The 12,379-nt window shown below is 43.4% G+C and carries 11 protein-coding genes; 2 read left to right on the top strand and 9 right to left on the bottom strand.

What is annotated here, in order from left to right; genetic code table 11:
- Positions 1-3: 3 nt before the first annotated feature.
- Positions 4-2,760 carry a leucine--tRNA ligase gene (gene leuS / locus MLE17_RS10390; protein WP_243348731.1) on the bottom strand — a complete coding sequence of 919 codons (2,757 nt, stop codon included), beginning with the start codon at positions 2,758-2,760 and terminating at the stop codon, positions 4-6.
- 360 nt (positions 2,761-3,120) lie between these two features.
- Here leuS and MLE17_RS10385 point away from each other — a divergent pair, with 360 nt between their 5' ends.
- The gene (locus MLE17_RS10385) at positions 3,121-3,609 is read left to right on the top strand and encodes a DNA-deoxyinosine glycosylase (RefSeq protein WP_243348730.1); all 489 of its coding nucleotides are present in this window, start codon (positions 3,121-3,123) and stop codon (positions 3,607-3,609) included.
- A gap of 4 nt (positions 3,610-3,613) precedes the next feature.
- On the opposite strand, the gene MLE17_RS10380 is transcribed toward MLE17_RS10385, so the two are convergent.
- From MLE17_RS10380 to MLE17_RS10345, 8 genes are all read right to left on the bottom strand, one after another.
- Positions 3,614-4,174 carry a YceI family protein gene (locus MLE17_RS10380; RefSeq protein WP_243348729.1) on the bottom strand — a complete coding sequence of 187 codons (561 nt, stop codon included), beginning with the start codon at positions 4,172-4,174 and terminating at the stop codon, positions 3,614-3,616.
- A 182-nt stretch (positions 4,175-4,356) separates the two neighbouring features.
- Positions 4,357-5,850 carry a hypothetical protein gene (locus MLE17_RS10375; protein WP_243348728.1) on the bottom strand — a complete coding sequence of 498 codons (1,494 nt, stop codon included), beginning with the start codon at positions 5,848-5,850 and terminating at the stop codon, positions 4,357-4,359.
- A gap of 30 nt (positions 5,851-5,880) precedes the next feature.
- A complete protein-coding gene (locus tag MLE17_RS10370; protein WP_243348727.1) occupies positions 5,881-6,462 on the bottom strand; it encodes a YceI family protein in 582 nt (193 codons plus the stop codon).
- A 317-nt stretch (positions 6,463-6,779) separates the two neighbouring features.
- On the bottom strand, positions 6,780-7,496 hold the full coding sequence (locus MLE17_RS10365) for a LytR/AlgR family response regulator transcription factor (protein WP_243348726.1): 717 nt from the start codon (positions 7,494-7,496) through the stop codon (positions 6,780-6,782).
- A 141-nt stretch (positions 7,497-7,637) separates the two neighbouring features.
- Positions 7,638-8,663 carry a sensor histidine kinase gene (locus MLE17_RS10360; protein ID WP_243348725.1) on the bottom strand — a complete coding sequence of 342 codons (1,026 nt, stop codon included), beginning with the start codon at positions 8,661-8,663 and terminating at the stop codon, positions 7,638-7,640.
- A gap of 55 nt (positions 8,664-8,718) precedes the next feature.
- Entirely contained in the window at positions 8,719-9,939 is a 1,221-nt protein-coding gene (locus MLE17_RS10355) for an ABC transporter permease (protein ID WP_243348724.1), read from the bottom strand.
- A 240-nt stretch (positions 9,940-10,179) separates the two neighbouring features.
- The gene (locus MLE17_RS10350; protein WP_243348723.1) at positions 10,180-10,917 is read right to left on the bottom strand and encodes an ABC transporter ATP-binding protein; all 738 of its coding nucleotides are present in this window, start codon (positions 10,915-10,917) and stop codon (positions 10,180-10,182) included.
- A gap of 27 nt (positions 10,918-10,944) precedes the next feature.
- Complete coding sequence (locus MLE17_RS10345; RefSeq protein WP_243348722.1) at positions 10,945-12,144, bottom strand: efflux RND transporter periplasmic adaptor subunit; 1,200 nt, start codon at positions 12,142-12,144, stop codon at positions 10,945-10,947.
- Positions 12,145-12,285: 141 nt separating this feature from the next.
- Between MLE17_RS10345 and MLE17_RS10340 the strand changes: the two genes are divergently transcribed.
- The coding region (locus tag MLE17_RS10340) for a DUF4372 domain-containing protein (RefSeq protein ID WP_243348999.1) at positions 12,286-12,379 on the top strand (94 nt) is incomplete at its 3' end.

Genomic DNA, 12,379 nt, shown 5'->3' with positions numbered 1-12,379 from the left:
TGCTTAGATTACGATATTCACCAGCTTATTAGGAACCACAATTACCTTTTTCGGTGTTTTGCCTTCCATGTATTTTGCGGAGTTCTCGTGTGCCAATGCTGCTTTCTCTACCTCCTCTTTCGGAGTACCGGCAGGGAATTCGAGATTAAAGCGCGGCTTACCGTTGAAGGTAATGGCATAAACCACCGAATCTTCTTTAAGGTAATCCTCGTTGTAACCCGGCCATTGTGCATCACAAACAGAACCGCTTTGTCCGATTGCACTCCAAAGCTCTTCGGCAATGTGCGGTGCAAAGGGTGCCAACAATACCACCAGTTCTTTCAGGATAGCTTTCTTATTGCATTTGAGGGAGGTCAGTTCATTGACACAAATCATAAAGGCACTTACCGAAGTATTAAACGAGAAGGTTTCGATATCGCCGCTCACTTTCTTAATCAGTTTGTGCAGCGCTTTCAACTCTTCTTTGGTTGGTTCTGCCTCAACGACACTTACCTCTTCACCGGTGAAAAAGAGATTCCACAGTTTTTTGAGGAAGCGGTGTACCCCATCGATACCGTTGGTATCCCACGGTTTAGATTGCTCCAACGGGCCGAGGAACATTTCGTAGAAACGTAATGTATCCGCACCGTACTTCTCTACGATTACGTCCGGATTTACCACGTTGAACATCGATTTCGACATCTTCTCAACCGCCCATCCGCAAACGTATTTGCCTTCCTCAAGGATGAATTCAGCTGTTGCGTAGTCAGGCATCCAGGCTTTGAAGGCTTCGAGGTCGAGAACATCGTTTGAAACGATATTCACATCCACGTGGATCGGAGTTACGTCGTAACGGTCTTTCAGATTGTAAGAAACGAATGTGTTCGAGTCTTTGATACGATACACAAAGTTAGAACGTCCCTGGATCATCCCCTGGTTAACCAGCTTTTTGAACGGTTCATCTTCGCAAACGATACCAAGGTCAAATAAGAATTTGTTCCAGAAACGGCTATAGATCAGGTGGCCGGTAGCGTGCTCCGTACCTCCGATATAGAGGTCCACATTTTTCCAGTAGTTGTTATTTTTCTTTGAAACCAACGCCTCTTCGTTGTGCGGATCCATGTAGCGCAGGTAGTACGCTGATGAACCGGCGAAACCAGGCATGGTGTTTAGTTCTAATGGATAACCCTCTTCGGTTTGCCAGTCTTTAGCACGACCGAGTGGTGGTTCTCCTTTTTCGGTAGGCAAGTATTTGTCGATTTCTGGCAATTGCAACGGTAGTTTGCTCTCATCGAGCATATAAGGAATACCCTCTTTGTAGTAAACCGGGAACGGCTCACCCCAGTAGCGCTGACGGCTAAAGATCGCGTCACGCAGACGGAAGTTTACTTTTACTTTACCCAAGCCTTTTTCACCGATATAAGCTTTGGTTTTAGCGATTGCCTCTTTCACGGTCAGGCCGTTGAGGAAGCCCGAGTTCATCATGATACCTTCTTTGGCATCGAAGCTCTCTTCGCTTACGTCGCAACCTTCAATCAATGGGATAATCGGCAGGTTGAAATGTTTTGCAAATGCGTAGTCCCGGCTATCGTGTGCAGGAACCGCCATGATAGCGCCTGTTCCGTAACCCGCCAACACGTAATCGCTGATGTAGATTGGAATTTCAGTTCCGCTCAATGGGTTGATGGCGTACGAGCCGGTAAATACACCCGATACACGACGGTCAGCGATCCGTTCGCGTTCTGTACGGCGTTTCACGGCATCAAGATAGATGTTTACTTCGTGTTGTTGCTCAGGAGTGGTTACTTTCGTCACATAGTCACTTTCGGGTGCTAAAACCATAAAGGTTACACCGAAAACAGTATCAGCACGGGTGGTAAAGATCTCAAACTCCAGATCCTGTCCTTTGATCTGGAACTTCATTTCAGCCCCTTCCGAACGGCCAATCCAGTTTTTCTGAGTCTCTTTCAATGAATCGCTCCAATCGAGGTTATCCAGGCTTTTCAACAAACGCTCAGCGTAAGCCGATACGCGCAAGCACCACTGGCTCATTACTTTCTGCTCTACCGGGTGGCCTCCTCGTACAGAAACTCCTTCACTTACTTCATCGTTCGCCAAAACGGTTCCCAATGCCGGACACCAGTTTACCATCGTATCGGCTTTGTAAGCAATGCGGTAGTTCATCAGGATATCCTGCTGCTCTTTCTCCGACATGGCATTCCATTCGTCAGCCGTGAAGTGGAGTTCTTCGCCTTGTGCGACTTGCAGATTGGCCGAACCTTGTTGAGTAAAGTGTTTTACTAAATCCTCAATCGGACAGGCTTTTTGTACATTGTTGCAATAGAAACTGTTGAACATTTGGATAAATGCCCACTGAGTCCATTTGTAATATTCAGGTTCGCAGGTGCGGACCTCACGGCTCCAGTCGTAACAGAAACCGATTTTATCTAACTGCTCGCGGTAGCGTTCAATATTTTTCTGTGTAGTGATTGCCGGGTGCTGACCGGTCTGGATGGCGTATTGCTCAGCGGGCAGACCGTAAGCATCGTAGCCCATCGGGTGAAGCACGTTATATCCTTGCAGACGTTTGTAGCGGGAGAAAATGTCCGACGCAATGTATCCCAGCGGGTGACCTACGTGAAGGCCCGCTCCTGACGGATAAGGGAACATATCGAGTACATAATATTTAGGTTTGGTCGCATCTTCGGTGACTTTGTAAGTCTTTTGGTCCACCCAATACTTCTGCCACTTCTGCTCGATTTCTCTGAAATTGTATTCCATCTTTATTTAATAATTAGAGGATTAACGTGTTAGCCGATAACGCTTTTCAATAATAAGCCCGCAAAGTTAACGATTCTTTGGGGAAAATCAGGGCTTTGGATTTGGGAAAAGCTGTACGGGAAACTGCATTAAGGCTAATTGAGGCTGTATTAATCTTTCCTGTTGAATAGATTTTTCCTAAATTACCGGGAAATACAATGGAGTTGTCCTATCATTTCCTCATCTGTTATCTTTAGATTCCCGTCTAAAGGTGTTTTAGATTGCAATCTAAATGCTCTTTAGTCGGGAATCTAAAGCACTCAAATACGGACGTATTCGTCCTCAGAATATTTATCAGGGTAAATCCCTTACATTTGCAATATGGATGAGTTTGTTTATAGTTTTCCTCCAATAATTGCCGAAGTGCCGAAGGTCTTAATCCTCGGGACGATGCCGGGCGTAGCATCACTTGATGCACAAGAGTATTATGCCCATCCGCGAAATGCTTTCTGGAAAATACTCGCGACATTAAAAGGAGTAGCGTGTCCTATCGTTTACGAAGAGAAGAAACAACTGATTCGCAACATGAGCATCGCGCTGTGGGATGTGTGTCACACCTGTGTGAGACCGGGAAGTCTGGACAGTGCGATCCGTTACGAAGAACCTAATGCGATTGCTAAACTATTACAGGAAAATCCCTCCATCCAAGCCATCGTCTTCAACGGGCAACCTGCGGAAAAGCTCTTCCATAAACATCTGAAGTCGTTGCGTCATTTTCATTGCATGACCATGCCATCGACCAGCCCGACGAATACCAAACCGTTTGAGGAAAAGCTAAATAGTTGGAAAGAACTTCTGGAGTTGTTGTAGAATATTAGTTTCCGGCACTCAGTTTAAGATCGAAGGAAATGGATATCTCATCATTTACCTTCACCATGCCAAAAAATTTAGAGGGGGCAATAATGTTGAAATCAGAGAGAGCCAGGGATTTACTGCCTCTGATTTGAAATGTGTTTTGATCTGTTTTTTTCACCTTACAAGTCAGGCTAATCAGGCGGGTTACTCCTGCCAAAGTAATATTTGCCTCAACCAACTCCTGTGAATCGTCTTTCAATTCTGAGAAATCTTTCAACCCTTTGATTTGAACCGGAATATCCGGATAGACACTGGCTTTGACCATCTTGAGAAAATCATTCCGCATCAGACTGTTGCTAAAGACAAATCCCCGGAAAGGAATATTAAAAGACAACGCCCGGACATTTCCATCTGACAGGTTTTCATCCGAAGTGCCCTTTATTGCGCTTTCATGATCAGCATATTTCAACCAGAAGCTATTGATATTGGTATGACCGGTAATCGCCATTGATTGCAACGAAACAGCAAGATTATTAGCATTCCTTACATTCCGGGCAAAACATGGACCGGATTGAATCATAGCCAACAACATTAGTATTTGTAGAATAATATGTCTGCGAAACAAGATCATAACAACAAGGTTAATCCATCTGATATACAACAAGAAAGAGATGCAGTTCGAAAATACTCACTAATTCCTCTTTTTCAAAAAGAATGATGTTAAGTATATGAAATACACCTCTTTCCCTTTATTATAAACTATTAGAATCCGACCACAGCTTCAAAAACAACGCCGTTGAATTTTGCACCGTTGCGAATATCCGCAGGAACAATAACCTTCGTAGGAGTTGTTGCATCATAAATTCCATTTGTAAATCCTTTATATTTCTGATTTACATACTCTACTTTTGCCATAATATTCTTAGTCATATACCAACCTCCACTAATAGCAATGCGGTCTATTGTAATATCAGGCAATGCAGTCCAGGTGTTTGCTGAAGTTGAAGTCTGAGCAGACATACCTGAGGTTACGGTATTGTATCTTCCACCCACCCAGAAGTTCTCATTCTTACCAAGTCGGAGAACGAAATCTTCGGCAAACTGGCTGGCAGTACGGTCTCCTAAAGTTTCTTTCTGCGATCTACCTTTTGCTGACTCGAGAGTTGTAAAGGATTCCAGGCTTAGCCCATCCATCAATTTGTATTTCAAGAGCAGGTTACCCATTGCCGTTTGAATTTTATCACTAAACTGGGGATTAAAACGGCCAGAGAAAGCAGCTCCTGTCGATAATGCATTTTCAATCACTCCAAAATAGTGCGAACCTCCACGGTCCCCTCCAAACAATGTACTTGACATTGCTCCTGAATTGTAGTAACCTGACACAGATGCACGTACGCGAAACTTATCTGTCAGTTGTTTGTCATAACCCAATTTACCTAAAATAGACGGGTGACGGTTTCCTTCTGAAGGATAGGGATTTGCACTGGCTGTAGCTGGCGTAAGAGAAAGTCCGCCAATATCCCCTTTAATTTCACCATTCGTAACGCCGAGGACACCGATAAAACCTTTGTGCTGTAAATCAACTTCAGCTCCGATTTCAGTGGCAAATTCATCCATGATATAGTTTTCCACGAAAGGATTGTAAATGGAGCAACCATTGTCTGAGCGACGGAAATGAGCATCACCGTAGTTAATTTCCATGTGACCCACTTTTACTGTCGTAAACTTCATAATGTCATCCAGCAACTGAGACTTAATGAAAGGTACTTTGTCAAACTGGATGTACCCCCCCTTTACCCAACACTCATTATGGTGACGGGAAGATAGATACAAGGTCATATTAAGATTTACACCCTCTGCCAGAGCCACATCAAAATACAAGTTTGCATTCGCTGTATTAAATCCGGGTTTGATGGGAACCAATTGATTCAAATTGGCATATTTTGCGCCATTTACCATTGTATTGTATGTTACCCCATTGATAACAGTCGTTTTATTGTAATTGGCTCCAGTATTATACTCATATGCCGCTCCATCCCATTTAAAAACAGGCGTAGCGGTATTCTCATCTTTCAGCGATTGCCAGGATTGGGTAAATGCACCACCGATTTTCACTTTAAGCCCATCAAAAGGAGCTGGTTCTGTTTTTGGCACTTCGAACACATTCAGTCCATCTTTGTCTGTAGCACGGGATTGTCCAACCACAACGCCACTCAACATGCAAGCGGCGCTCACACATAAAACTAACTTTTTCATAAACATAAAATTTAGGGTTAACAATGAGAATTATAGTTTCTTGAATAAGAGAGAGAATTCAATTTGAATATTATCACCGGTTTTAATGGTACCTAAAACAGCGGTTGGAGGTTTGATTCCGAATTCGGTCATTCTTAAAGCAGCTTTACCGACAAGTTTTACTGAGCCATCTGCCAGATATTGACCATCTACAGGAAATGAGACTTCTTTCTTTACTCCGGCTATAGCCAGCAATCCTGAAGCTGTTCCTTTAAACGAACCGGCATTATCAATGCTTTTCTTAATAGTATGCAGAACGAAGTTAATATCCGGACTCGTTTTATATTTTAATGCATCATAAGCAATCTTATCCATTGCTTTGTGTTCACTCTTTATATCCTGGACATGGACACTTAGCATAGCACTTGTAGCCTGAATAACAGACTCTTTCACAGACGCAATTTTAGCTTTTCCGCTAAACTTAGTTACATCCATGTGCCAATCATGCAAAGTTGACGTTCCGAGGATTTTCATAGAACTTTGGCCAAATGCCATTTCATAATTTTCCTGGGCACTCAATGTAATAGTAGTGAGTGCAAACAATACAATCGTTAAAGCAATCAGTTTTTTCATGGGTTTTGGCTATTTAGGTTTTTACACTACCAATACAGTAGTATAAAAGTAGGCTTATGTATTGATAATACAAAACCTAATGCTGTTATATAATGCAAAATAGAACCCGTCTAAATAGTTAATAAAAAATATAAGGATTCGGGAGAAGCAATGAAATGCAGGGCAACAATAAGCAAAAACCGATGCAGAGGGGCTTTGAGCCTTTGCGTCGGTCTTTATACGGAGACAACAGATTTGATGCCTGGCAATGCTAATAAGAATAGAGAAAACGGATATTGCAGATATGCCTTTTACCTTTTCTGTAAAAAGACTTGGGTTCACGAAAAGAACCGCTGATTGAGAAACTCCATAAACTTATCCTTGTAGGAGTCAGAGATGGGAATATATTCTTTACCGAAAACAATGCGGTTACGTTCGATGGTTTTGATTTTATCCAACTGGACGATGAATGAGCGATGCACCCGCATGAAGCGGTCAGCCGGTAATTTTTCCTCCATGGATTTCATGCTCATCAGCGACATGATGGGTTTCGCCTCATCTTCCAGAAAAATACGGATATAATCCTTCACGCCTTCAATGTACAATATCTTGTTCAGGTCAATCTGAATCAGTTTGTAGTCACTCTTTATGAAAATGGTATTTGCCGGTTCTGCCGGAGCAGCCGGCTTGGAAGAGAGTTCATACCACCGTTTAGCCTTGTTGGCCGCCTGAAGAAACTCCGGATAACTAATCGGTTTCAACAGGTAATCGAGCGCATCTACCCGAAAACCTTCCACGGCATATTGTTCGAATGCTGTTGTAAAGATTACCTTGGGACGTTCTCCCAGGGTTTTGGAAAATTCTATTCCATTCAAATCCGGCATTTGTATATCCAGAAAAAGCAGGTCAATATCATTCTGCTGAATGCGCTCCATCGCCTGAAAAGCATTCTCGCACCGTCCTTCCAGATTCAGGAAAGGCGTTTTATTGACATAATTCTCCAACAAATCGAGTGCAAGAGGTTCGTCATCTACAATGAGGCAATTGAGGGTCATAATTCTATTTATTTGTTGGAAGATCTTCAAAAATCACATATCCTCATTACTCCTGCATGTAAGGCTTAGAATAAAACCTAACAGGTTTTAAAAACCTCTTAGGTTTGTGACTTTTGAATATCCTCATATTTCACATTCACATCAAAACGCAATTACCAATTCAACGAAATAAGTAGCTCCGCGGTTTTCAGCCGTCAGTTGATATTTACCGGGATAAAGCAAATCGAGACGTTTGAGTAAATTCTCATGACCGATGCCTGAGCCGCTACGATCCGTTTCTGTCTTTGGGAAATAACTGTTCTCCACCGTACAGACCAGCTCCTGACCGGTTTTTGCCTCAATATCGATATGAATAAAAGAGGGCTCTGTCGGACTCACGCCATGCTTAAATGCATTTTCAATGACAGAGATAAAGAGCATCGGTGCAATCTGGTCTACAGGATTACCACCTTTGATTTCAGTGGAAAGCTGCACATTTCTCGACAGGCGAAGGCTCATCAGTTCGATATAGCTTTCGATAAATTTAAGCTCTTTATCGAGCGGGACAAAGTTCGCGTTGTTTTCATACAATGCATAGCGCAACAGATTACTCAGTCGGTGAATCGCTTCCTGAGCCTTCTCAGGTCGGACAATCACCAGCGAATAGATATTATTGAGCGTATTGAACAGGAAATGCGGGTTAAGCTGGCTTTTGAGGTTCTTGAGCTCGGCTTCATATTGAGCCCTTTCCGCCTCTTTGTGAATGGCTTCGATACGGTACCAGTTGCCTGTCATTTTCACAGCGACGCTCAGCCCCACCATCAACAGGATAAAACTGATGTCCCGGAAATAGAACAATATTTTGAGCTGTAAAGGAGGTTGCTGCGGCATGAAGCGATGTATCTCAAACTCTTTCAGGTAAAAGAACATGACGCTCAGAAGCGCAATCATCAGCACATTTATCCAGATAAAACGGTTAATCTGCTTGGTAAAGAGATAGCGTTGAATCAGCCAGTTATAATTGAGGTAAAAAACCGCGATGTAAATAGCTGTATTGACAATGTAAATCCAATAGCGGACATATTCACGCTCTCCGCTTTCTACCATAAAGAGCAGTGGAAATCCGAAAAAGATTATCCATGCCAGAAGGTGAATCAACACCTGCATTTTTGCTTTTTTCTCTATCATCGTCCTACGTATTTATCCGGTTACAGATTGTATTCTCCAAATATAGATATAATTCTTACTCGTAACGCAACGCATCAATCGGGTCAAGCGCCGATGCTTTCCGCGCAGGATACCAACCAAAGAAGACGCCGGTAGCGGTACAAACAATGAATGATAGAAAGACGGTATAAGGTTGAATAAATATCGGCCAACCCGCGATAAACTTCACCACCAGCGAACTACCAATGCCGAGCAATACGCCAATCAATCCACCTGTGACGCTAATCAGCACGGCCTCTATCAGAAATTGCAGCAGAATATCTATTCCCCTTGCACCGATGGACATGCGAAGACCAATTTCGCGGGTGCGCTCCGTAACGGAAACATACATGATATTCATGATACCGATACCTCCTACCAGAAGCGAAATGGCGGCAATGGCTGCCAAAAGCACAGTCATCAGGTCGGAGGTTGAGCTCATCATGGTCAACAGCTCTTTCTGGGAACGGATGTTGAAATCATCTTCGTCACTGGCTTTCAGTTTGTGGTTTTCACGCAGGATGACACTAACCTCGTCTTTTGCATTATCCGTTGCATCTTCAGTTACTGCCGATGCCACGATACTGTTCAGGTAAGTGATCGCCAGAATACGTTTCTGAACCGTGGTATAAGGCGCAAGGATGATATCATCCTGGTCTTGTCCCATCTGGTTATTGCCTTTTTCGGCCAAAACACCGACAATCTTAAAGGGTATTTTCCCAAAACGGATTATCTTTCCCAAAGGGTTCTCCCCGTTTGTAAACAGGTTTTCCACCACGGTCTTTCCCACCACACAGACCTTGGCTGCCACTTTCACATCGCGGTCGGTAAACATATCCCCGTTCTCAACGCTGTATTTGCGGATGTCGAGGTATTGCGCATTCACCCCCGTGATGGAGGTCGGCGCGTTATTGGTTCCGTAAATTACCTGTCCGCTACTGTTGACTACAGGAGTTAATTTCGAGATGGATTTGCAGTTTTTGGCGATACTTTCGTAGTCTGCCAACTTGAGTGTCTGCATACTGCTTGCACTGGAACGCACTCCACCAAACATTCCTTTACCGGGGTCAATCATCATCATGTTTGAACCCATCTTGGAGATTTGGTCCTGAATGCTTTGTTTGGAGCCTTGCCCGATGGCCAGCATCGTAATAACGGATGCCACCCCGATGATTATCCCCAGCATGGTGAGGAATCCCCTGAACTTATTGTTGTTCAGGGCCCGGAGCGCTATTTTGATTAGGTTTGTCAGATTCATAATTATTTTGAATTAACAGATTTGTAAATTAGCAGATTAGCAAATGTGCCCCTGAAAGGGTTCAACATTTATAGCAAATAAGATACACTTGATAAGTAAGCTGTTTTAAATGTTTGTTATCGAGCCTTTCTCTATGAGCGAAAGGCTCGAAAGACCACTCGAAAGTTTCGCTCATAGAGAAACTTTCGATAACCATTCATCTTCATTTTCAAATTCTCAAATTTGCTAATCTGCTAATTATTACTCTTCTTCCACTTTCATTTTATCCAGCACCTCTTTAGCCGAAGCGATGGAGTTATTGCGCTTATCTTCGATGATGCGACCATCACGCAGTACAATGTTGCGGCTACTGAAGGCTGCAAGCTCGGGATTGTGCGTCACGAAGATGATGGTACGTCCTTTCCGGTGAAGGGACTGGAACAATGCCAGGATTTCGTATGAAGTGCGGCTATCGAGGTTTCCCGTGGCTTCGTCGGCGAGGATAATCACCGGCTCATTGACCAAAGCACGTGCAATGGCTACCCGTTGTTGTTGTCCTCCAGACATTTGGTTGGGTTTGTGCCCCATCCGGTCTGTCAATCCCACCGCGTCAAGTGCCTCTGCAGCTTTCTCTTTTCGTTCTTTGGCAGATACATCCGGATTGTAAATCAAGGGTAATTCTACATTCTCCAGCGCCGTTGTTTTGGCTAAAAGATTATAGGACTGGAAGACAAACCCGATTTTGCGGTTACGAAGGATTGCGCGTTGATTCTTATCCATCTTGCGCACGGAGTGCCCATCCAGGAAATATTCACCCGAGGTAGGCGTATCCAGACATCCCAGCATATTCAGCAATGTGGACTTGCCCGAACCACTTGTTCCCATAATGGTGACGAATTCGCCTGAACTTATCGAGAAAGAGACTCCCCGCAGGGCGTGAACAGTTTCACTGCCCATGATGAAGTCCTTTTTCATGTTTTCTATTTTGATAATGTCCATAATTGATTTGCGTTAAGCATTTTCAAATTACTTCTTCTTACTATCGCTACCCGGTCTTTTCGGCATGAATGGACTTTGGCCATCAGTAGAAGCCTTGTTATCTTCCGGATTACCTACGGAAGCCGCTTTGGTGTCAAGGACAACCTGGTCACCGTTTTTAAGACCGTTGATGATTTCGGTATTTACGCCATCGTTTTCACCCATCGTTACATTAACCGGTTTGATGCCGGCATCGGTTTTTACCCACACTATTTTAATTGTTTTGTCGGCTGAAACCTTTGCACCCTTAGCCCCAAACTGGCTTAAAGTCTTCGCATCTGGTGTAAAGTGCAATGCCTTGGAGGGTACAATCAATACATTATTATGTTGCAATGTATTGATACTTACATTGGCTGTCAGACCCGGTTTTAGTTTCAGGTCGGGATTTGGCGCATTGATTACGACCTGATAAGTAACCACGTTTGATGTGGTGGTTGCTTCGAGGCGCACCTGCGTTACATTTCCTGTAAATACATCATCGGGATAAGCATCCACGGTAAAGCTTACCGATTGGCCTTCTTTCACCTGGCCTATGTCTGCCTCGTCCACTTTGGCCACTACCTGCATCTTTTTCAAATCCTGTGCGATGGAAAAGAGTGTCGGTGTGCTGAAGCTTGCCGCTACCGTTTGACCTTCATTGACAGAACGCGAAATAACCACTCCGTCAATAGGCGAATAAATCATCGCATAGTTGAGATTGGTCTGCGCCTTAATGATGTCCTCTTTGGCTTTGCTGTAAGAGGTTTTAGCATTGATGTACTGATACTGAGCTGTCTCAAGGTCAGTCGAGCTCACCGACTGTGTTGCATAAAGCTTCTTGATACGGTTGTAATTGTTTGTTTGGTAGGTCAATTCATTCTTAGCGGCTTCGAATGCTGCCTTGCTTGAATTGAGGCTCGATTGCAGGACAGTCTTATCTATCATGGCAAGAAGTTGGCCTTTCTTTACCACTGAATTATAATCTACCAATATCTTGCTGATGGTTCCTGATACCTGCGTACCGACATCGACCGTCTTGATGGGTTCGATAGTACCGGTAGCCGTAACCGTATTGACAATATTACCCAGCGTGGCCTTTTGAGTGCTGAGCTCCATTTTTTCTTCCTTTTTTCCTTTGAGCGAAAAGGCCAGAACCGCAATGCCGATAATGGCGACGATTCCGATTGCGATTTTGATTTGCTTCTTCATATTTGATATATTGTTTTACATTACTGTCCCATTAAAATCTAAAAATGGTCTTTGAAGTATTTGAAATTTAGTTGGTTATAAGCATTTCGCGAGCGAACGGACTTGAATTTTTAGTTTTGCATCAGATTAATCTGATTGCATATGTATCAAGACAAATACGTTTTTGCTCAACTGGTTTCGTTTCTGAATCGAAGTAAATTCAATCGCATTGTCACCAAATTTGATGGAGACAAAT

Origin of the sequence: Parabacteroides sp. FAFU027 (genome assembly GCF_022808675.1) — a bacterium.
Classification (GTDB): Bacteria; Bacteroidota; Bacteroidia; order Bacteroidales; family UBA7332; genus CAXXIC01.
The sequence above is the reverse complement of the archived record's forward strand: the minus strand, read 5'-3'. Positions and strand labels throughout refer to the sequence as shown.

What these genes read in the sequence shown, in the direction of transcription:
- leuS (WP_243348731.1), bottom strand. Translation starts at nt 2,760, where the DNA reads ATGGAATACAATTTCAGAGAAATCGAGCAGAAGTGGCAGAAGTATTGG.
- MLE17_RS10385 (WP_243348730.1), top strand. Translation starts at nt 3,121, where the DNA reads ATGGATGAGTTTGTTTATAGTTTTCCTCCAATAATTGCCGAAGTGCCG.
- MLE17_RS10380 (WP_243348729.1), bottom strand. Translation starts at nt 4,174, where the DNA reads ATGATTCAATCCGGTCCATGTTTTGCCCGGAATGTAAGGAATGCTAAT.
- MLE17_RS10375 (WP_243348728.1), bottom strand. Translation starts at nt 5,850, where the DNA reads ATGAAAAAGTTAGTTTTATGTGTGAGCGCCGCTTGCATGTTGAGTGGC.
- MLE17_RS10370 (WP_243348727.1), bottom strand. Translation starts at nt 6,462, where the DNA reads ATGAAAAAACTGATTGCTTTAACGATTGTATTGTTTGCACTCACTACT.
- MLE17_RS10365 (WP_243348726.1), bottom strand. Translation starts at nt 7,496, where the DNA reads ATGACCCTCAATTGCCTCATTGTAGATGACGAACCTCTTGCACTCGAT.
- MLE17_RS10360 (WP_243348725.1), bottom strand. Translation starts at nt 8,663, where the DNA reads ATGATAGAGAAAAAAGCAAAAATGCAGGTGTTGATTCACCTTCTGGCA.
- MLE17_RS10355 (WP_243348724.1), bottom strand. Translation starts at nt 9,939, where the DNA reads ATGAATCTGACAAACCTAATCAAAATAGCGCTCCGGGCCCTGAACAAC.
- MLE17_RS10350 (WP_243348723.1), bottom strand. Translation starts at nt 10,917, where the DNA reads ATGGACATTATCAAAATAGAAAACATGAAAAAGGACTTCATCATGGGC.
- MLE17_RS10345 (WP_243348722.1), bottom strand. Translation starts at nt 12,144, where the DNA reads ATGAAGAAGCAAATCAAAATCGCAATCGGAATCGTCGCCATTATCGGC.